This is a genomic window from Leifsonia sp. Leaf264, from assembly GCF_001422325.1.
In the GTDB taxonomy this organism is placed as follows: domain Bacteria; phylum Actinomycetota; class Actinomycetes; order Actinomycetales; family Microbacteriaceae; genus Orlajensenia.
In genome coordinates this window covers 98,658-115,626 of record NZ_LMMR01000006.1, presented here as the reverse complement: position 1 = coordinate 115,626, position 16,969 = coordinate 98,658, and the positions used below count along the sequence as shown (strand labels likewise).

The following is a 16,969-nucleotide window of genomic DNA, read 5'->3' as shown; positions in this document are numbered from 1 at the left end:
GGCGGGGCGGTTCAGGCGCCGAGGAGTCCGACAGCGGTCGCCCGTTCCACGGCTGCGGCTCGCGACGCCACACCGAGCTTGCGGTAGATGGAGCCGACCTCCGTGCGCACTGTGTTCCGGGAGACGAACAGGCGGGCGCTGATCTCCGGAACCGTCAGGTGCGTCTGCAGGTAGGGGAGGAGCCTAAGCTCCGCGGGAGTCAACGGGGGCGCACTCGCGTCGCCGTGGGCGGTCGAGTCGATGAGGGACGTGACGGCAACGACCTCGTCGACGAGGACTCCGAGGGCCGGTCGCCGGATGAGGATGTCCTCGCACTCGCGCACCAGATGGCGGGCGGTGGCGTGGTCGTGCAGCAGGATGGACGACCTCGCGAGGTGGAGGCGGACCCTGATCGCGAGCCCCGGCGTGGCGGACGTCGTCACCGGGCGTGCCCTCATCGCTCGCGTCATCTCGCGGGCAGCGGTGGCGGTGTCTCCTCGGTGGGCGGCCGATCTCGCCGCGGCCGCGAAGGTCATCACCGACGGCGCATAGTCGTCGAGCCTGTGTTCCGCGATCAACCCCAGCGCCTTGCCGATGAGACGTCCGGCTTCAGCCCAGCGATCCTGATCCATGGCGATCATCGCGCGTTCGGAGTCGCTGAGCACGACGACGACGTAGTTGCCCGTCGATGTTGCGAGGCTGCTCGCTTCGAGGAAGTAGGCATCGGCCCGGGCCGCGTCTCCGACCAGCAGGCACGTGCCGCCGGCCACACTCAGGGCCTGATCACGCCACGCGCTCCAGCGCGGTTCCTCCGCGAGGGCGAGCTCGATGTCGGCCATCGCCTGGGCAGGACCTCCAGGACACATCGCGCTGCGGAGCATGGCCCGTCCGGACGCGAAGGATGCCGTGCCGTCGGCGGGCTCGGCGTCGTACCTCACGCCCTCGAGGCTCATGATCCACCGCTCGGCCTGGTTCTCCTGCCCCGACATCGCGGCCAGCCAACCGGCGAGGACGACCAAGGGCGGTGAGTGAGCGATGGTCGCGCCCCCGAGAGCTGTGAGCCACCGCTGCGCCGTCGCCATCTCGCCCGAGTGGAACGTGGGCAGGACCAGCTCGGTGACCAGTCGCACCAACCGTTCGGTGTCCGAGGTCTCCAGGAGCTGCTCGACGGCCAGAGCCGGCGCGTCGATCCGTTCGTACCAGTCGGCTGCCCGCATCCGAAGATCGGAGAGACCGTCCGGATCGGTGCGCCCCAACTCGCCGAGCAGGAACTCGCGGAAGAGGGGGTGATAGCGGTACCACTCGCGCCTGCGGTCGAGGCGGACAAGGAAGACATTCGAGGCCTCGAGTTCGCGGAGTCGCTGCCTGGCGTCGTTCGTGCCGAGAAGGGCGTCGCACAGAGGCGCGGAGAACGTCTCCAGAATGGACGTGCGTCGGAGGAACTGCTGGAGCTCGAGTGGCAGGCCGGCGAGGGACTCACGGTAGAGGTAGTCGGTCACGTAGCGGTCGTCGCCGGTGATGGTCGCGGCGGCGTCGTCGCTCTCGCGGGCGATGACGGCGGCGAGGTGGAGACCGACGGGCCAGCCCTCGGTTCGTCCGACGACGACCTCCGCAAGCGCCGCTGTGATCGGCACGTGGGCCTCGGCGAAGATCTGGTGTGCACCGTCGGAATCCAAGGCCAGATCGGCAGCCTCGAGCTCGAATGCGTCTCCTGCCGCCCTGATCCGCGGGAGATGGGGCTGCTCGGTACGACTCGCGGTCACGAACTGTGATCCATCCGGAATCCCGGCGATGATGACGCTCAGGACGTCGGCAACGCCCGGCGAATCGAGCTCGTGCAGGTCGTCGAGCATCATCACGAAGGGCTTCGCGCTCGTCCTGAGCACTGATGCCAGTCGCGGGGCCGCTCGTCCGAGCGCTGCGGTGCTGTGGCCTCGCATGTCCGCGACGACGCCGGGGTCCCCGTCGACGGCGCGGACGTATGCCGACGCGAGGAGGGCGAGGAGGGATACCGGATCGTCGTCGAATCGGTCGAGGGAGACCCAGGCGACGGGTCGTTCCTCCGCGGCCGCCCACTGAGCCAGCAGAGTCGACTTGCCGTAACCGGCCGGAGCTGTGACGGTCACCACACGCCGTCCGCTGGTGCGGGCCCGCTCGATGAGATCCGAGCGGCTGACGAACCCCGGCCGAGCGACCGGGACGGCGAGCTTCGTCTCGACGAGCAGGCGATCGAGCTCGACGTCATCCAGCGGTGCAGCTCGAGAGGTCTCGGTCACGTTCGCATACTAGGGCGGCAGTCGGCGGCGATCAATCGATGTTGCGAATCATGCTCGCCGGGTGATGCGAGGGGGAGCGGGCGACGAGGAGGGTGGTCGCACGGGCCGTGCTGCGGCTCGACTCCCGGCAGGTGGCGTGCCGTCTCCGCTCGTCCAGCGCGGATGTCAATCGGAATGGTGGATGGTCATGAGCACGGTCAAGGAAGCAACTGGATGGGTCGGTTGGATCGGCTTCGCCGGCATCATCCTCATCCTGAACGGCATCTTCAGCGCGGTCCAGGGCGTCGTCGCCCTCGTGGGACCTGAGGCGTACTACGTCGTGACCGACGGCAGCCTCTTCCTCTTCGACATCACCGGTTGGGGTTGGTGGAACCTCATTATCGGCCTGCTCCTCGCCTTCGCCGGAGTCGCGTTGTTCGTCGGAGCGACGTGGGCTCGCGTCGTCGCCGTCATCGTCGCTGTCCTGAGCGCCATCGGTCAACTGCTCCTCATACCGGCGCAGCCGTGGTGGTCGCTCATCGTCATCGCGATCGACATCCTCGTGATCTACGCCGTGACGGCGCACGGACGCGAAGTCAGGTTGGACGACTAGTCGACGTTCGCTGCCTGCATTCGGGCCGAAACGCCCCAAGTCCGCGTTCGCGGACATAGCATTGCCTTCATGTCGCAGATTCGGATAAAAGAGGCCGCGAGCTTTCTTGGCGTCAGCGACGATACGGTGCGCCGCTGGATCGACAACGGGGCGCTGCAGAGCGAGAAGGATGCCTCCGGCCGCAGTGTCGTCGACGGTCTGACCCTCGCCCACCTCGCTCGGAAGAATGCGGTCCTCCCCGCAGATCCCTCGGAGATCGGTCGTTCGGCGCGAAACCATCTGGTCGGCCTCGTGACCGAGATCACCATGGACATGGTCATGGCGCAGGTCGAACTGCAGTGCGGTCCGCATCGGATCGTCTCGCTCATGAGCAGCGAGGCCGTGCGAGAACTCGGCCTGGAGCTCGGCTCCGTCGCCATCGCCGTCGTGAAAGCCACGACTGTCATCATCGAGACCCCGGCTGGGAAGGCCCACGAATGAGCATCCGAATCCGCGGGACCAACCGCATCCGCACTGCCGGTGTCGTGGTTCTGGCCGTCTCGGCCGCTGTCGCGCTCGCCGCGTGCTCGACCCCGGCGGCACACGTGCCGGCGTCGAGCGCACCGAGCGCACCGAGCACTCCGACGGCATCCACTCTCAGTGGGTCGATCACGGTCTTCGCGGCTGCCTCCCTCAAGGCGACGTTCACCGAGCTCGCGGCCGAGTTCGAGAAGGCCAACCCCGATGTCGACATCGCGCTGAACTTCGCTGGGTCCTCCGACCTCGTCACCCAGATCACGGAGGGTGCGCCGGCCGACGTCTTCGCATCGGCCGATGAGAAGAACATGGCCAAGCTCACCGATGCCGGACTGGTCGATGCCGGTGCTCCCGTCGACTTCGCGACGAACGTGCTCGAGATCGCCGTCCCTCCGACGAATCCCGCGGGCATCACGAGTTTCGCCGACCTGGCGAAGCCCGACGTGAAGACCGTCGTCTGCGCGCCGCAGGTACCCTGCGGGTCGGCGACAGTCGCCGTCGAGCAGGCGACAGGCGTCACGCTCACCCCGGTGAGCGAGGAGTCGTCGGTGACGGATGTGCTCGGCAAGGTGACCTCGGGGGAGGCCGACGCCGGTCTCGTCTACGTGACCGACGTGACCGCCGCCGGCGACGCGGTCCTGGGCATCACGTTCCCGGAGTCCAGCGAGGCCGTCAACACCTACCCGATCGCACCGGTCGCCGCCACCGGGAATCCCGACGTGGCGCAGGCGTTCGTCGACTTCATCACGGGCGATGTCGGCCAGTACGTGCTCGAGGCTGCCGGGTTCGGCAAGCCGTAGTCCCCGGATGCCTTCTCGTCGCCTCAACTCCTCGGTCGGTGTTCCCGGCTGGGTCGTGATCGTCGCGATCATCGGCGCCGGGTTCGTGCTGCTACCGCTGGTGGCGATGGTCACGAGGGTCAACTGGTCGGAATTCATCCCGTTGATCACGTCGGAATCCTCCGTCGCCGCCCTGCTGTTGAGTCTGCGCACTTCGGTCGTCGCGACCGCGCTCTGCGTGATCCTGGGGGTCCCGATGGCGATAGTGCTCGCCCGCACCGAGTTCTGGGGGCAGAAGATCCTGCGCTCGCTCGTGCTGCTGCCGCTCGTGCTTCCGCCGGTGGTCGGTGGCATCGCCCTGCTGTACACCTTCGGCCGTCGTGGGCTCCTGGGCCAGACCTTCGAGATGCTGGGCGTCACCATCGCCTTCTCGACGACGGCCGTCATCCTCGCGCAGACCTTCGTTGCCCTGCCCTTCCTGGTGCTCAGTCTCGAGGGGGCCCTCCGCACCGTTGGCACGCGTTACGAGGCCGTCGGCGCCACTCTCGGCGGGCGCCCGACGACGGTGCTCCGCCGCATCACGATGCCGCTGGTGCTGCCCGCGCTCATCTCCGGAGCGGTGCTGTCGTTCGCCAGGGCGCTGGGTGAGTTCGGCGCGACTCTCACTTTCGCTGGCAGTCTCCAAGGCGTGACGCGCACGCTCCCGCTCGAGATCTACCTGCAGCGCGAGACCGACCCCGATGCCGCCGTCGCGCTGTCGCTCGTCCTCGTGGTCGTCGCGGTGATCGTCGTGGGGCTTGCCCACCGGGCTGGCGAGTTCACCGGACTCAGAGGTGGAGCTAGCTCGTGACCTTCACCTTCAGCGCCACCGTCGCCGAGCGCGGATTCGACGTCGACCTCGAGATCGAGCCCGGCGAGACCGTGGCCGTCCTCGGACCGAATGGCGCCGGAAAGTCGACGCTGCTCAACCTCATCGCCGGGCTCATCAAGCCCGATGCCGGTCGCGCGATGCTGCAGGACAGGGTGCTGTTCGACCTGTCACCGGCTGCTGTCGGCAGCGGAGCACGCGGAACAGGACGACGCTGGACACCACCCCATGCGCGAGGGGTCTCCCTCCTTGCACAGGATGCCCTCCTCTTCCCCCATCTCAGCGTGCTCGACAACGTCGCCTTCGGGCCTCGCAGTGCAGGCCTCCCTCGAACCGTTGCCGACGCCCGAGCTCTGGAATGGCTGCACCGAGTGGACGCGGCCGCTCTGAGCGCACGCAAACCCGGCGAGCTCTCGGGCGGCCAGGCCCAGCGCATCGCGGTGGCCCGGGCGCTCGCATCCGATCCCGGACTCCTGCTCCTCGACGAGCCGCTCGCCGCCCTCGACGTGACCGTCGCACCGGCGATCCGACGGATGCTGCGCGACGTCCTCGCCGATCGCACGGCGATCATCGTCACCCACGACATCCTCGACGCCTTCACGCTCGCCGATCGCGTCGTCGTGCTCGAGGCCGGACACATCGTCGACATCGGTCCGACGCGCCAGGTTCTCGACCGACCGGTGACGCCGTTCGCGGCCGAACTGGCGGCCCTCAACCTGCTCACCGGAACTGCATCGGGATCTGGGCTCCGAACGGATGCAGGAAGTCGGGTCGGCGTGAGATCGGTGCAGCCCATCCCCGAGGGCGCACGCGCCGGGCTCGCCATCCGTCCGGCCCTGGTGTCGGTCTCGACCGATCCGCCGGCGGATCCCGGGTTGACCGTACTGGCAGGCACTGTGCGGGATCTGGAGACCCGCGGCGACCTGATCCGCGTGCGGACCGTCGAACTCGCTGCCGACGTCCCGCCGGGTGTCGTCGCCGACCTCGACCTCAGCAGCGGCACCGCCGTCTGGCTCAGCTTCCGCCCCGACGACGCGATCGCCTATCCCCTCTGACCAGAAGCCCGTCGGTGCTGGGGCCGGGCTACTCCTTGTTCTTCCCCTTGCCCTTCCCGTTGCCGGTGTCCTTGTCCTTGTCCTTGCCGCTTCCGGATCCGTTCTTCCCGGAGTTGCCGTCACCCGGTTCCGGCTCCGGCTCCGCGGTCTCCTCGTCCACCGGAGCGACGGTCTGGGCCGGTGCCTCTGTCGCGGGAGTCTGGCTCGGGATGCTGGTCGTCGTTGTCGCGGGGGGCGTCGTCTCCGCCTCCTGTGGGGAACTCGCCCCGGAGACCGCGAGGACTGTCCCCGCGACGAGTGCTCCGATGACCACCAGGGCGCCGGCGGCCACGGTGAGCTTCCGATCCGAGCGCGCAGCAGGCGCGGGCGACGGCGGCAGCCCGACGGTCGCTGCAGCGCCAGGTGCGACCGGTGCGAGCAGTCGCGTCGGCTCGAGCATCGCGGCGGTGCTCTCCGTGTCCAGGCCGCCCTCGTGTCGGCCTCCGGCCCACCCGGCGAGGGCGGACCCGTCGCGGCGGGCCTTGGCGGCGACGTCGATGGCTGTGGGGCGCAAAGCGGGGTCACGCGAGGTCATCTGCGTCAGCAGGCTCGCCCACGCCACCGGCAGGTCGGCAGGGATGGACGGGTCGCGCGACGCACGCGCGCTCATGGCTTCGATCACGGTGCCCGGATATGCGCGGCGGCCAGTCAGGCACTCGAGGAGGAGAAGGCCGAAGGCGTAGATGTCGGACGGCGATCCCGGTTCACCGCCGGCGGCCTGCTCGGGGCTGAGATAGGCGGCGGTGCCGATGACGGTGCCGGCCGTCGTGACTCGATCGGCGCCGATGAGATGGGCGATGCCGAAATCGGTGAGCCTGGCGTGGAACTCGGGGGAGGGAAGCCCCGTCGGGGCGAGGAGGATGTTGGCGGGCTTCAGATCACGATGAACGATCCCCTGGGCGTGCACGACGGCCAACGCCTCCGCGATCTCGGCCGCGAGCAGCGCCGTCGCGGAACCGGAGAGCCCCTCGGCATCGAGCACGTCCCGGAGGTCGGGTCCGTCGACCAGTTCCATCACGATGAAGCTCGGCTCATCGGAGTCGGCCGGTGCCAGGTGTGCGTCGTGGAGGGAGACGAGGTTCGGGTGGTTCACCCGTGCCAGCAGGTCGACCTCGGCGCGGCGACGAGCGTCGTCGATCGCCGTCCCGGCAGCGAAGAGCTTCACCGCAACGAAGCGGCCGAGATTCCCGTCCCGTGCTCGGTAGACGGTGGCCATGCCCCCTCGACCGACGACGCCGACCAACTCGTATCGCCCTGCGAGGACTCGCCCGATGCCACGCTGGTCGCCGGAATCCATCATCCGACCATAAGGGGAAGGAGAGGCTGATTCCAGCCCATGGACGACGCGGCAACCCGTGAGTAGCCTCCCAGGTGGAGAAATTCGCTAGAGAATCTAACGAGTATGCGTTTCAGTGGTGGTGTGACGAGTTCCGAGGATGCCGAGGGCCCGCGTGCCGACGCCACAGCGGGTGACACGCCGAACGTCCTCGAGGCGCTGCAGGTCTATCGTGCGGCCGAGGCCGCGATGAGGCGCCGCACAGGGGCGGCGATGGGCCTGGGAGAGAGCGACATCCTCGCGCTCCGCTTCATCCTCGACGCCCACGCCCTCGGCCGTGTCACAGCGCCGAAGGACATCACCGAGTACCTCGGCATCTCGAGTGCGTCGACGAGCGTGCTCCTGACCCGCCTCGAACGCGGCGGCTTCGTGGAACGCCGGCCGAGCGCCGTGGACCGGCGGTCGATCGAGGTCGTGCCGACGGCGGCAGCCGAGGGCGACACCGGCCCCATGCTCGCTGTCGCCAACGCGCAGATGGCCGATGCGACGCACGAGCTGACGCCCGAGGAGGCTGTCGTCGTGACGAGCTTCCTGGCACGGATGCGCGAGACGGTCGATCGGATCGGTCACCGCACCAAGGGCTAGTGCTATGCACGTCGGGCGTGCGTTTGTCAACGCATTGCTAGACAACTGAACTAGCTGTTTGGATGATCATCACCCGAAGCGGGCCGGCAGAGCGCCGAACCCACGTCCAAGGAACGGATCGATCATCATGAACCTTCTCGTCATCATCATCGCGATAGTCGCGATAGTGCTCCTGCTCACCGGCGGATTCGTGCAGTCCCTGAACTTCCTCCTCTGGGTGGGAATCGTGCTGCTGATCATCGCTGCAGTCGTCTTCCTGCTCCGCTTCATCACCGGCAACCGCCGGGTCTGAGAGCCGCGAGCTTCTCAGCACGACGACACGACTCAACGACCCCACGAAAGCAGGAACACCTCATGAGCCTCGGATCAGGAATCGTCCTCTTCATCATCGGCGCGATCCTCGCCTTCGCCCTGAACGTCCAGGTGGAGTGGATCGACCTCCACCTCATCGGCTACATCCTCATGATCGCCGGTGTCGTGGGGATCATCCTCGGCATCGTCCTCATCACGCGCCGTCGCAGCTCGGTCTCGACGACGCGGTCGGCGGTCGACCCCGCCAGCGGCGAGAGCGTCACCCGCCGCACCTCCGAGAGCGACCCTCTCGTCTGACTCGGAAGCGGCTGACGCCCCCACGTTCATGACGAGGGGGCGTCAGCTTCGCTCATGTTCGGGGCCTCGGCGAATGGATCAGACGGCTACTTGAGCACCTTGTACTGGTATTCGACCTTGAATCGATCGACGACAACGTCGGCATATGCGCCGAGTCCCAGCGCGATATCGAGTTGCGCAGGGTTGCCGTTCAATTTCAGCCAGCCGAGATTTCTGACTCCCTTGCCCATTGATCCGACAACGCTGGTGTCACCGTTGTATCCATACAGCCAGGAGGCGCTACCGCTGAGATAGCTGACATCGGCCGAAATTCGCGTCGAGGCAACGCCATATTTGGACGCCGAGCGCACTGCCGAAGGAATTGACACGTCTCCGATCGCGAATAGAGACAGACTCCCTCCTGAGTATGTGCCCCATCCCGAGCACCAGACGGATTCTGCTCTGTCGTAGGTGCATTCGCCCCACTCGTTCATGTCGTAGGGCTCGTAGTCAGTGATGATCCTCTTGGCGGTCACCCAGGTGCTCGTCGTCGTCGTCACCAGCTTCTTGGCAGAGACGTTGACCGTCGTGCTCGCGGTCTTCGTCGCGCCCTGAGGTCCCTTTTCCGAGACTGTGATCGTGTACTTGCCCGGCACCAGCTTCTTGTTGTTCAGGCCATTCCACGTGAACTTCGTCGTCGACGACTTGGTCAGCTTCCAGCTGGTGATCGTCTTGCCGTTCAGGGTGACCTTGACGGTGCCCGTGACGGCGAGAGTTCCCGTCGGTGAGGCCTTCGCGTTGGTCGTGATGGACACGGAGTCGTTGTATCCGTCCTTCGACGGGTACACGGTGGAGACGGACTTGGCCACCGCGACCGAGGTGATCTGGGTGGCCGCGAACGTCGCCTTCACGGATGCACTGACCTTGGCCGCGCCCGCCGGACCCTTCACCGATGCGTACAGGGTGCCCGAGCCCACCGGGAGGCCGGCGACGGAGAAGGTCGTCTTCGAGGTTCCCGTGGCCTTGGCCATCGCGACGATCCGCTTCGTCGTGCCCGAGATGGCGACCAGGGAACCCGAGATCGGGAGCGCGGTGCCTGTCTCGTCCTTCGCTGAGACGCTACCCACGAACGAGTCGTATCGGCCGTCCTTATAGGGGTAGAAGCTCTTCGTCGACGGGGAGAACGAGACGGTCTTGGCTACACCGGAGCCGACGGTGATCGTCGGCCCGTCGGTGGAAGCAGCGGATGGCTCGGACACGGTCCGTGCGACGACCTCATAGGTGCCTGCAGGCATGGCGGACGCCGGAATGGCGACCTCGGCGCCGTAGCCCTCAGCCTCCTCGACCAGCGCGAGCTCGTCCGTGACGGCAGGGAACGCCTCGCTGGTCGTGGTGTCGACGACATCGATGACCACCGATGTAGCCACGTCCGAGAGGATGTGCACGACGCTGAAGTCCTTGTACCCGTCATCGAACGGGAGCGTCAGAACGGTCGACCCGACGGTCGTGACGCTCAGCACGGGCGCAGGTGCCGGCACCTCGATCGGCTCCTCTGCCAGCGTCTCGGGCGATTCCGGAGTCGGCTCGGTACTCGGAGTCGGTTCCGTCGACTCGTTCAGTGCCGGATCCTGCGACTCCGTCTGTGTCGGTTCCTGCGACTCCGTCGGCGTCGGTTCCGGCGTTGGTTCGTTCGTCGAGTCCGAGGGGACCGACTCCTGCGAGTCCGTGGGAGCGAGGGTGGGTTCGTCGCCCTCGACCGCCAACGCGGGTGGAGCGATGGCACCGAGCACGAGTGCTCCGGCCACGAGCAGGCTCGCGGGCGCGAGCGTGCGGAAACGACGGCGTGATGACATTGATCCCCCTGGAAGACGACTGCCCACCTCTTCGATTGGGATCTCCTTGGAGGTTCCTGAGATGGCTCTGATGCACGCTACAGAGACGCGGCCACGCATGGTCGCCCCAGTCCGGGGGCGAGCCGTCAGGAGGACTCGTCGGTGCGGGCCCGCAGGAGAAATGCGTAACGAATTGACCCGATCTCAAACTCGTACAGCCGCATACCATGTAAATGCGATAGATTGATCGAAGTTGTTGTGTTGCGCATTTCTTGTGACCCAAGTCGCGAGCGTGAAAGCGAACTGTGGACACTATGACTTTGAACCCCGAAGTGCGGGGTTCATTGAAGAAGAATGCGAGAAAGACTGTGGCAACTGGCACCGTCAAATGGTTCAACGCGGAAAAGGGCTTTGGTTTCATTGCTCCTGACGACGGCTCTGCCGACGTCTTCGCCCACTACTCGGCCATCGCGTCGAGCGGGTTCCGCTCCCTCGAGGAGAACCAGCGGGTTGAGTTCGAGACGGCACGTGGCCCCAAGGGTCTGCAGGCGGAGAACATCCGTCCCGTGTAATTACGAGACTTCGTAAAGAACCCCCTTCGGCCTTCGGGCCGGAGGGGGTTCTTCGTATGAGCGGCCTGTTCAGGCGTAGCGCTCGACGAAGGCCTTCAGCAGCAGCCGCGGCACCGACACGGATGTCGCAGCCAGGCGCGCCTGCACGATGTGGAGTTCGTGGGCGTCGAAGTATCCGTGGTGCTGATAGATCCTCGCGCGGGCGGCCAGGTCGGCGGCGGTGACCTCGGGGTGGAACTGCACGGCGTGCAGGCTGTCGCCGAGCCTGAACGCCTGCACGGGGCACGCGGGAGAGCTCGCGAGGAGCACGGCGCCGGTCGGGAGCGTGTTCACGGCCTCCTTGTGCGCCACGAGGGCGTCGAAGGCTGGCGGCAGAGACCCGAGCAGCGGATCAGCGACGCCGTCGGCCGTGAGGGTGACGGGAACCGCTGACGTCGGTTCGCCGAATTCGCGGCCGACCGATCCGCCGTAGGCCTCGGCCACGACGCCGATGCCGTAGCAGGTGAACAGCACGGGCAGCCCGTCGTCGACCGAAGCCGCTGCGATGGTGCGCAGGTCTGCTTCGGCGCGGCGCTGGGCCGAGGTCTTCGCCGCATCCGTCACGCTGAACGGGCTGCCGCCGACGATCACGCCTGCCACTGCGTCGAGGGCGTTGCCGAGCGGGTCGGCCGCCAGGAGATGCTGGGACAGAGCGGATGCCGGCAGCCCTGTGGCGGCGAGCATGGAGTCGTACTCGTCGCGCGCTGCATCGAGCTCTGGCCTGATCGTGACCAGGAGGAATCGGGCGGTCATGGCGCTAGCTCCGACGCTTCTTCCCACGGGAGTTCCGGGCGGCGGCGACCCGGATCTCGGCGGCCGTGCGCTGCTTCTTCGCCGGCTGAGATGCCTTCTTCTTCGCTTTCGCAGCCTTCGCCTGGGCCTCGGCCGCTTTCTTCGCCTCCGCCGCCTGCTCGGCACTGGTTCCTCGTGAGCTGTTCGCGGTGCGTCCACGCACGATGCCGATGAACTCCTCGACGTCAGGTGTCGTCGCAGCCGTTGGCCAGACCAGGGCGATCTGGGTGACGGGGGCATCCGTCACGGTGCGCGAGATGACGTCTTTGCGGGCGTACAGTCGGGCGATCGAGTGCGGGACGACGACGATGCCGACGCCGGCAGCGACGAGTTCCATGATCATGTCGCCATCGAGGGAATCGGTGTCGGCGACGCGCTGCTCACCGGCGATGTCGGCGAGGGTGAGGTCGTCGGCGGCCGCGATGGCATGGTCTTTGGGTGCGACAGCGACTGCCACTTCGTCATAGAGACGGATGACGCTCAAACCGCTGTCGTCGTCGATGGGTAGGCGCACGATGGCGAGGTCGGCTCTGCCGTCCCGGAGCACCGCCGTCTGCTCGACGGGCTCGGTGCGGGACGCCTCCAGCGGGTCGCGTGGGCGCCGATCGTTCCAGGCGCGCAACCACTTCGCGGGCGTGACTCCGGCCACGAAGGCGAGCTTGACCATGCGGGCGCCCTTCGTTCGGCCGGTGACGGATGCCCCTCCGCCGGTCTCAGGCTATACGCTGGGCAGTGTGAGCACCGCACCCGAGACACCGCACGACGCCCAGCCCGAGACGCCGCAGTACACCTTCCCCGAGCCCAAGCCGAAGCGTCCGAAGAAGACGCAGACGATGAAGCCCGAAACGGCGGCCAAGAAGCTCGGAATCCTGCTCGCCGCTGCACCCGCCGAGTTCACCGAGGTCGAGATCTCCCGGGAGCAGCTCGATGACTGGTCCGCGAACCCGCCGGCCTGGCTCGAGGAACTCCGCAAGACCGGGCCGCACCCCCGCCCCGTCGTTGCCGGAAAGCTCGGCGTCTCGACATCCGGCCTCGCACGCGCCGGAATCACGGAGCCCCTCACCACTGCCGAGATCAGCGAACTGCTGCAGCAGCCGCCGGCCTGGCTCGTCGCGGAACGGGCCACGCAGGCCGAGGTGCGCGCCGAGCAGGTGCGTGTGAAGGAGCGTGACGCCGAGCGCGCAGCGCGTCGCGCGGCAGAGGAACGCCAGTAGCTCTCGCCCTCTAGGCGTAGCGCTCGCGCAGGAATCGCGTGAGGTCGTCGAGTTCGGCGTCCGACACGGAGTGTCCCAGGCCCTCGTAGATGCGCTCGGTCAACGTCGAGTGGCCAGGCAACCAGGCTTGAGTGCGATCGATGCGATCGCGGGCGATCACGGCGTCGGCCGTGCCTCGTCCCCAGAACACCGGCGGAGCGACCTCCGCGAGGGCGACGTCGTTGGCGTTCGTCAGCTCGGTCACGAATCCGGCCAGCACGGCCGCGTAGGCGAACTGCCCGGGCCGGGCACGCAACAACTCGATCGCCATGGCACCGCCCTGCGAGAAGCCGAGCAGGCCGACGGATGACGGCGCCACCTCGAGGGCGTCGATCCATGCGAGGAGCGCATCCGTCGCCGCAGCGATGTCGGCGGGAGCCGACGTGAAGCCCGTCGCCGACTCCTGCAAGGGGAACCACGCGTTGCCCGGACCCATGGGGATGGGGGCCCGCAGTGACGCCAGCACGGGTTCGAGCGGCAGGTAGGGGGCGAGTCCGAACAGGTCGCCTTCGTGCGAGCCGTAGCCGTGCAGGAGCACGATGAGCGGCCGTCCGGCGCGGTCGGCTGCACTCGCCGACCAGAGCACGGCGCGATCATCGACCACGAGGGGCGGTGGTCCGTCGGATTCGTCAGTCATCTGCTCGCCCTGTCCTCACGTCGACGCCTGGAGTGCGACGACCAGATCAATCCTTCCATTGCCGCGACGTGTTCGGCCCCGCCGTCGGCTCCCGTGCAGCGTGCGGTGCCAGAATGGCTGGCATGAGCGTGCGCACCCCCGACCCCAATCCCGGCTGGCTGACGGATGTGGAGCTCGCCGAGACGCGGCGCCGCCTTCCGCTGCTGTACGTCGAGGCGGTCCCGGTGCGAGTGGACGGGATGGGCCAGGTGACCGAGGTGGGCGCCCTGCTGCGCGCCAACTCCGTGGGGGAGATCACCCGGACGTTGGTGACGGGCCGGGTCATGTACGGGGAGACCCTGCGCGACGCGCTGTTCCGCCACCTGGAGAAGGATCTCGGGCCGATGGCGTTCCCCCAGTTGCCCCTCAGCCCCGTGCCGTTCACCGTGGCCGAGTACTTCCCGCTCCCGGGCATATCGGCCTTCACCGACGAGCGCCAGCACGCCGTCTCGCTGGCCTACGTCGTTCCCGTCACGGGCACCTGCGATCCCCGCCAGGATGCGCTCGAGATCACCTGGATGACGCCGGTCGAGGCCGCATCCGACGCCATAGTCTCCGAGATGGAGGGCGGGCGGGGAGTGCTGCTCCGCCAGGCCTTGGCCTCGGTAGGCGCGCTGCGCTGATCAGACGGCGGCGTCGGCTCGGGGCTTCGTCTCCGGCCGCAGGCTCTTCAACACGCTGAAGCAGCCGAGGCCGGCGAACAGCACTGACACGGCGAGGTTGATGCCGTAGTCCTGCCACAGCTCCGCCGTGCCGAGCACCGAGACGAAGGCCGACCAGAAGTCCATCGAGGTCACTGCGGCGAGAGGCTCGAGGCCCAGCGCTGTGATGATGTCGGAGGCGACGCCGCCGAGGAACGCCAGGGCGAGTGTCACGGCGATCACCGTGATGAGCGACCAGAGGGCGCCCGTCGTCACTCGGGCGCGCGAGCCGAGACGGTAGAGGAGCACGGCTCCCCACGAGATCGCGAACGCGACGACGGAGGTGATGAAGCCGTAGTTCCAGAGGAGAACCCAGGCGACGATGCCGAGGGGGATGATGAGCAGCGAGAGGAGCACGCCGCGAACGACCTTGCCCGTCAGCCTCTCCTGCCGGGCGGGCGCGGCGGCGGGTTCCAGCGCAGCGTCAGCGGGAGTGGCGACGGACGGGAGGTGGTCCTCAGTCAGAGTGTCGACAGCCGGCGCGGCTGGCGAGGGCTCTGGCCAGGTCGACGCGATGAACGCGGGCGTCGCGCCGCCGGCGATGGCGGGAACCGGCGCCGGCAGAGGCGGCGGTCCGTCCAGGACGGCGGTGGCTGCAGGCGGGGCGGATGTCACGAGCGCCGCCGATTCCGCGGCTGCGGTCACGAGGGTCGCCGGGCCGTCCCACGGCGGCGGCGCCCAGACGGAGGCGGATGGAGTCAGCTGAGCTCCGCTGGTCGCGCGGTCTCCGGATTCATCGGGGTGAGGCTGGGTTGGGGCCGTCGCGACTGCTGGGAGGACGTCGGCAGACGGGTCGCCGACTGTGTCGGCGGAGACGATGCGAGCGATCGGGTCGATCGGGTCGATCTCGATCGCATCGGCGGTATCGCCGGCGACGGCCTCGACGGCGCTCACATCGGCGGTCTCCGCAGCCGCGATTTCGACGAGGTCGACCTCGTCGGGCTCGTCCGGGTCGATCTCGATCACGGCGGGCTCCGCCTCCACGGCGAGGGGCTCCACTGGCGCGGGTTCGAACGCTACGGGTTCGACGGTGACAGGTTCGACTGCGACAGGTTCTACCGTCGCGGGTTCAACCGCCGCGGCATCGGCGGCAGGCATGGCATCGGTGCCGAAAGTCTCGAGTGTGATCTGCGCGGGCGGCGCGACGATCGTGGGCTCGGCCTCCACCCTGGCGGGCACTGGTGAGGTCTGGAAGACGGGGGCGGTCGCCTCTGCGACTGGTGTTGCGGGAGCGGGTGACTCCGACTGCAGCGGAGGAGCCGGTGTCGTCGGAGGGAGTGGTGCCTCATCGACCAGCTGCGGGGGAATGATGGCGGATGCGGCAGTGCTCGGGGCGTCGACGGGCACGTCGGGGTTCGCGTGCCGGCCGCGGGGGCGCACAGCGGGGAGCAGGTCACTCACGTCGGACTCCTTCTGTGGGTCATGCGTCGACAATGGCGCAGCGGCCGGGTCCGCCGCGGACATGTTCCCACGCGATCGGGGGTAGGGGGCTGGCTGCGACACGCGGAACGTCCCCGTTCGGGGGGTGTTTTCGGGCTTGTCGGGCCGTGGCTACGGTGCGACTGCAGCGAGGAAGAGCCGGATCATCCGGTCGGCGTCCACCCCCAGCGCCACCTCCACGCCCACTGTCGTGTGCTGGATGCCGTGCAGCAGGTCTTCGCCCGGCACCTCCCGCCGGTCCACGACGGTCTGGCCGCGCGAGTGGCCGGCGAGTTCGACCCGCACCGGCAGCACCTGGGTGTGAACGGCATCCGGATCGACGATCGCGCACACGGCGCCGGCATCGCCGATGAGACCTGAATAGTCGCCGGCGGCCTTGACGCGATTGCCGAGAAGCTCGCCGACGACCCTGCCGCCGACGTCGGTTCGCGCGGCGAGGGAGCTGGCCGTCTCGAACGGCACGGAGACGTGGTTGAACACGTCGAGACCGTACATGTAGCAGGGCACGCCGGAGTCGAGCACGATGGCTGCTGCCTCCGGATCGTGCCAGACGTTGAACTCGGCCACAGCCGTGGCGTTCCCCACGCTCGCCGAGCCGCCCATGAAGACGATGCGCTCGATGTGCGGGACCACCTCTGGGTGGGTGCGCAGCAGGAGGGCGAGGTTCGTCTGCGGCGCGAGCGCGACGAGCGTCATCGGCTCGGCGCTCTCGAGCAGCAGTCGCCGCATCAGGCTGACGGCACCCTCGCTCGTGGCCTGCCTGGCGGATGCCGCCAGCTCGACTCCGCCGAGCCCGTCGGCGCCGTGCACCTGCGACGCCGAGCGCGCGGCCTCGATCAGCGGACGCCGTGCGCCGGCCGCAACGGGAATGTCGGGCGCACCCGCGGCGTCGAGGATCCGCAGGGTGTTCGCGACCACCTGTTCGAGACCGGCGTTGCCGGCGACACAGGTGATCCCGCGTACATCGATGTCGGGGTGCGCGACAGCGAAGAGGATGGCGAGGGCGTCATCGACTCCGGTGTCGACGTCGAGGATGACGGCTGTGCTCATG

19 protein-coding genes are annotated in these 16,969 nt (G+C 68.0%); 11 read left to right on the top strand and 8 right to left on the bottom strand.

What is annotated here, in order from left to right:
• Nucleotides 1-11: 11 nt before the first annotated feature.
• On the bottom strand, nt 12-2,255 hold the full coding sequence (locus ASF30_RS13700; protein WP_055907599.1) for a LuxR family transcriptional regulator: 2,244 nt from the start codon (nt 2,253-2,255) through the stop codon (nt 12-14).
• Between the two features lie 187 nt (nt 2,256-2,442).
• On the opposite strand from ASF30_RS13700, the gene ASF30_RS13695 reads away from it, so the two are divergent.
• The 5 genes from ASF30_RS13695 to ASF30_RS13675 all read left to right on the top strand — a co-directional run bounded on the left by ASF30_RS13695 (nt 2,443) and on the right by ASF30_RS13675 (nt 6,065).
• A complete protein-coding gene (locus ASF30_RS13695; RefSeq protein ID WP_055908716.1) occupies nt 2,443-2,847 on the top strand; it encodes a DUF7144 family membrane protein in 405 nt (134 codons plus the stop codon).
• A 69-nt stretch (nt 2,848-2,916) separates the two neighbouring features.
• Entirely contained in the window at nt 2,917-3,327 is a 411-nt protein-coding gene (locus tag ASF30_RS13690; protein WP_055907596.1) for a TOBE domain-containing protein, read from the top strand.
• Nucleotides 3,324-4,163 carry a molybdate ABC transporter substrate-binding protein gene (modA, locus tag ASF30_RS13685; protein ID WP_055907593.1) on the top strand — a complete coding sequence of 280 codons (840 nt, stop codon included), beginning with the start codon at nt 3,324-3,326 and terminating at the stop codon, nt 4,161-4,163. Before ASF30_RS13690 ends, modA begins: the two co-directional genes overlap by 4 nt.
• A 7-nt stretch (nt 4,164-4,170) precedes the next feature.
• Nucleotides 4,171-4,992, top strand: a complete 822-nt coding sequence (locus tag ASF30_RS13680) for an ABC transporter permease (RefSeq protein WP_055907589.1) — start codon at nt 4,171-4,173, stop codon at nt 4,990-4,992.
• A complete protein-coding gene (locus tag ASF30_RS13675) occupies nt 4,989-6,065 on the top strand; it encodes a sulfate/molybdate ABC transporter ATP-binding protein (protein WP_055907586.1) in 1,077 nt (358 codons plus the stop codon). The genes ASF30_RS13680 and ASF30_RS13675 overlap by 4 nt, the downstream gene beginning before the upstream one ends.
• Before the next feature lie 28 nt (nt 6,066-6,093).
• Here ASF30_RS13675 and ASF30_RS13670 read toward each other — a convergent pair whose 3' ends face one another.
• Nucleotides 6,094-7,401, bottom strand: a complete 1,308-nt coding sequence (locus ASF30_RS13670; RefSeq protein WP_162240765.1) for a serine/threonine-protein kinase — start codon at nt 7,399-7,401, stop codon at nt 6,094-6,096.
• Nucleotides 7,402-7,524: 123 nt separating this feature from the next.
• Between ASF30_RS13670 and ASF30_RS13665 the strand changes: the two genes are divergently transcribed.
• From ASF30_RS13665 to ASF30_RS13660, 3 genes are all read left to right on the top strand, one after another.
• Nucleotides 7,525-8,025 carry a MarR family winged helix-turn-helix transcriptional regulator gene (locus ASF30_RS13665; protein WP_235480336.1) on the top strand — a complete coding sequence of 167 codons (501 nt, stop codon included), beginning with the start codon at nt 7,525-7,527 and terminating at the stop codon, nt 8,023-8,025.
• 127 nt (nt 8,026-8,152) lie between these two features.
• Nucleotides 8,153-8,317: a hypothetical protein gene (locus tag ASF30_RS23200; protein WP_183060656.1), complete on the top strand. Its 165-nt coding sequence runs from the start codon at nt 8,153-8,155 to the stop codon at nt 8,315-8,317.
• A 62-nt stretch (nt 8,318-8,379) separates the two neighbouring features.
• The gene (locus ASF30_RS13660) at nt 8,380-8,634 is read left to right on the top strand and encodes a DUF6458 family protein (protein WP_055907579.1); all 255 of its coding nucleotides are present in this window, start codon (nt 8,380-8,382) and stop codon (nt 8,632-8,634) included.
• Between the two features lie 86 nt (nt 8,635-8,720).
• On the opposite strand, the gene ASF30_RS13655 is transcribed toward ASF30_RS13660, so the two are convergent.
• Nucleotides 8,721-10,466 (bottom strand): hypothetical protein, encoded by a 1,746-nt coding sequence (locus ASF30_RS13655; RefSeq protein ID WP_055907576.1) that lies wholly within the window; start codon nt 10,464-10,466, stop codon nt 8,721-8,723.
• Between the two features lie 347 nt (nt 10,467-10,813).
• Here ASF30_RS13655 and ASF30_RS13650 point away from each other — a divergent pair, with 347 nt between their 5' ends.
• Entirely contained in the window at nt 10,814-11,017 is a 204-nt protein-coding gene (locus tag ASF30_RS13650) for a cold-shock protein (protein WP_055821513.1), read from the top strand.
• A gap of 69 nt (nt 11,018-11,086) precedes the next feature.
• On the opposite strand, the gene ASF30_RS13645 is transcribed toward ASF30_RS13650, so the two are convergent.
• Together ASF30_RS13645 and ASF30_RS13640 are read right to left on the bottom strand one after the other, a co-directional pair.
• A complete protein-coding gene (locus ASF30_RS13645; protein ID WP_055907573.1) occupies nt 11,087-11,809 on the bottom strand; it encodes a glutamine amidotransferase in 723 nt (240 codons plus the stop codon).
• A 4-nt stretch (nt 11,810-11,813) separates the two neighbouring features.
• Entirely contained in the window at nt 11,814-12,515 is a 702-nt protein-coding gene (locus tag ASF30_RS13640; RefSeq protein ID WP_055907570.1) for a LysR family transcriptional regulator substrate-binding protein, read from the bottom strand.
• A gap of 166 nt (nt 12,516-12,681) precedes the next feature.
• On the opposite strand from ASF30_RS13640, the gene ASF30_RS13635 reads away from it, so the two are divergent.
• Nucleotides 12,682-13,062 (top strand): DUF5997 family protein, encoded by a 381-nt coding sequence (locus tag ASF30_RS13635; protein ID WP_055908709.1) that lies wholly within the window; start codon nt 12,682-12,684, stop codon nt 13,060-13,062.
• Between the two features lie 10 nt (nt 13,063-13,072).
• On the opposite strand, the gene ASF30_RS13630 is transcribed toward ASF30_RS13635, so the two are convergent.
• Complete coding sequence (locus ASF30_RS13630) at nt 13,073-13,738, bottom strand: alpha/beta hydrolase (protein WP_055907567.1); 666 nt, start codon at nt 13,736-13,738, stop codon at nt 13,073-13,075.
• A 122-nt stretch (nt 13,739-13,860) separates the two neighbouring features.
• Here ASF30_RS13630 and ASF30_RS13625 point away from each other — a divergent pair, with 122 nt between their 5' ends.
• Nucleotides 13,861-14,400 (top strand): NUDIX hydrolase family protein, encoded by a 540-nt coding sequence (locus tag ASF30_RS13625; protein ID WP_055908706.1) that lies wholly within the window; start codon nt 13,861-13,863, stop codon nt 14,398-14,400.
• Here the strand turns inward: ASF30_RS13625 and ASF30_RS13620 are convergent, their stop codons facing one another.
• Together ASF30_RS13620 and ASF30_RS13615 are read right to left on the bottom strand one after the other, a co-directional pair.
• Nucleotides 14,401-15,879: a hypothetical protein gene (locus ASF30_RS13620; protein ID WP_055907565.1), complete on the bottom strand. Its 1,479-nt coding sequence runs from the start codon at nt 15,877-15,879 to the stop codon at nt 14,401-14,403.
• A gap of 150 nt (nt 15,880-16,029) precedes the next feature.
• A complete protein-coding gene (locus ASF30_RS13615; RefSeq protein WP_055907562.1) occupies nt 16,030-16,968 on the bottom strand; it encodes a nucleoside hydrolase in 939 nt (312 codons plus the stop codon).
• Between the last annotated feature and the right edge of the window lies 1 nt (nt 16,969).

Excerpts from the sequence above, each read along its gene's own strand:
- ASF30_RS13695 (WP_055908716.1), top strand. The coding sequence starts at position 2,443 with ATGAGCACGGTCAAGGAAGCAACTGGATGGGTCGGTTGGATCGGCTTC.
- ASF30_RS13690 (WP_055907596.1), top strand. The coding sequence starts at position 2,917 with ATGTCGCAGATTCGGATAAAAGAGGCCGCGAGCTTTCTTGGCGTCAGC.
- modA (WP_055907593.1), top strand. The coding sequence starts at position 3,324 with ATGAGCATCCGAATCCGCGGGACCAACCGCATCCGCACTGCCGGTGTC.
- ASF30_RS13680 (WP_055907589.1), top strand. The coding sequence starts at position 4,171 with ATGCCTTCTCGTCGCCTCAACTCCTCGGTCGGTGTTCCCGGCTGGGTC.
- ASF30_RS13670 (WP_162240765.1), bottom strand. The coding sequence starts at position 7,401 with ATGGATTCCGGCGACCAGCGTGGCATCGGGCGAGTCCTCGCAGGGCGA.
- ASF30_RS23200 (WP_183060656.1), top strand. The coding sequence starts at position 8,153 with ATGAACCTTCTCGTCATCATCATCGCGATAGTCGCGATAGTGCTCCTG.
- ASF30_RS13660 (WP_055907579.1), top strand. The coding sequence starts at position 8,380 with ATGAGCCTCGGATCAGGAATCGTCCTCTTCATCATCGGCGCGATCCTC.
- ASF30_RS13655 (WP_055907576.1), bottom strand. The coding sequence starts at position 10,466 with ATGTCATCACGCCGTCGTTTCCGCACGCTCGCGCCCGCGAGCCTGCTC.
- ASF30_RS13645 (WP_055907573.1), bottom strand. The coding sequence starts at position 11,809 with ATGACCGCCCGATTCCTCCTGGTCACGATCAGGCCAGAGCTCGATGCA.
- ASF30_RS13640 (WP_055907570.1), bottom strand. The coding sequence starts at position 12,515 with ATGGTCAAGCTCGCCTTCGTGGCCGGAGTCACGCCCGCGAAGTGGTTG.
- ASF30_RS13635 (WP_055908709.1), top strand. The coding sequence starts at position 12,682 with ATGAAGCCCGAAACGGCGGCCAAGAAGCTCGGAATCCTGCTCGCCGCT.
- ASF30_RS13630 (WP_055907567.1), bottom strand. The coding sequence starts at position 13,738 with ATGACTGACGAATCCGACGGACCACCGCCCCTCGTGGTCGATGATCGC.
- ASF30_RS13625 (WP_055908706.1), top strand. The coding sequence starts at position 13,861 with ATGAGCGTGCGCACCCCCGACCCCAATCCCGGCTGGCTGACGGATGTG.
- ASF30_RS13615 (WP_055907562.1), bottom strand. The coding sequence starts at position 16,968 with ATGAGCACAGCCGTCATCCTCGACGTCGACACCGGAGTCGATGACGCC.